1 protein-coding gene is annotated in these 1,533 nt (G+C 69.4%); it reads right to left on the bottom strand.

The window, feature by feature from the left end:
* Positions 1–35: 35 nt before the first annotated feature.
* Positions 36–1,361, bottom strand: a complete 1,326-nt coding sequence (locus IE142_RS34635) for an IS4 family transposase (protein WP_191889390.1) — start codon at positions 1,359–1,361, stop codon at positions 36–38.
* Positions 1,362–1,533: the final 172 nt, after the last annotated feature.

The following is a 1,533-nucleotide window of genomic DNA, read 5'->3' as shown; positions in this document are numbered from 1 at the left end:
CCAAGGCCGTGAAGTTTGGGGGTTGGGGCGGGTTGTCAAGGTTCTGGAGACGCGAGGATGTTGATGCCGGTGGTGGCCTTGTAGCTGGTCCGGTCGATGTGAGGGCCGCGGGCCTGGTACTTGGAGATGGCGCGTTTGACGATGCGGGGGCTAATGCGTAGTCGCCGTGCGGGCAGCGGGCCGGCCAGGATGTGTCGGCCGATGGCGCCGACGAGATCGATGACGGTGCCGGCGATGACGCCCGCGGCCAGGACCACCTGGTCGCGGGCGGCCTGCCAGGCGATGGAGAAGCTGGCCCGGTCCGGATCGGTGCACGCTTGCGTGCTGGTCGCGTCCGCCATGACGGTCCGCAGTAGCTGGTAGACCACCAGCAGGGCGTAGATCTCCTGGTCGATGCCCTCGGGGGTGCGGGCCCGCAGGATTCGGCCACCGAGGATGGTGGACTTCAGTTCCAGGTAGGCCGTTTCGATCTCCCAGCGCTGGTGGTAGAGCGTGGCCAGTTCACCCGCCGGGTGGCGGTGGGGGTCGAGCAGCGTGGTGGCGAGCCGGTAGAGGCCGGTGTGTTTCCCGGCGGTCGTGGTGACGGTGATCTCGCAGTCGACGACGCGGACGCGCAGCCCGCCGAGGGTGGAGAGGTAGGAACCGTCCCGGTGGCGGGCCAGGACCGGCATCCGGCGGGCGTTCTTCAGCCGGACCAGAACCTCGGCCCGGGTGGCCGCGATGTCGGCCACCAGTTTTTGGGCGGCGAAGTTGCGGTCCGCGAGCAGGATCATCCCGGGCCGCAGGCTGGGCAGCAGGCGGGGGGCGTAGGTGGTCTCGCCCGCGGTGGTGGGGCCGAAGACGGCGTCGATGAGGGTGCGGGTGCCGCAGGCGACCAGGGCGAGCAGGCGGACCTGTGGGTAGCCGGTGCCGCCGTGGTTGCCCGCCTGCTTGGTGAACCTGGTCAGGACAGCGGGGCTGTCGGGGACGGTGAGCGTGGTGCCGTCCAGCGCGACCACCAGCAGCCCACGCCAGCGGATCCCCGGCCCGTGCCCAGTGGCATCCGGGCCTTTGAGCAGGTCAAACAGCCACCGCAGCGGCTTGCCGCCGACACGGCGACGGGCCTGAGCCAGCGCGCTCGCCGACGGCGTGGCCACCGGCAGACCGGCCAGCCCCCCGGTGAGCTTGCGCCACACACCGAGGTAACCCGTCTCCGGGAACAGGCACGCGGCCAGGATCAGATACACCACGACCCGGGAGGGCAGATCCCGCAGCCGCGCCTGCACGGACCTGGTCGCGCTCAGTGCCGCATCGACCATCTCGAACGGTATGAGCTGAGTGAGTTCGCCGAGATGACCGGGCGCAAACCGCCCTCCGGCCACCGTGACGACACGTGTGATGGCAGACTGTCCGGACAGCGGAGCCTCCGGTTTTTGTGAACGGCTTGTCTTGGTCGACTGCCAGTTCTACCGGGGCTCCGCTCCTCATGTCCGGCGAAACCGCACCTTACGACTCCCTGGACAACCCCACCCGAGCCATAACTTCACGGCCTTG

Origin of the sequence: Streptomyces mutabilis (assembly GCF_014649815.1) — a bacterium.
GTDB classification, from domain to species: domain Bacteria; phylum Actinomycetota; class Actinomycetes; order Streptomycetales; family Streptomycetaceae; genus Streptomyces; species Streptomyces mutabilis.
The sequence above is the reverse complement of the archived record's forward strand: the minus strand, read 5'-3'. Positions and strand labels throughout refer to the sequence as shown.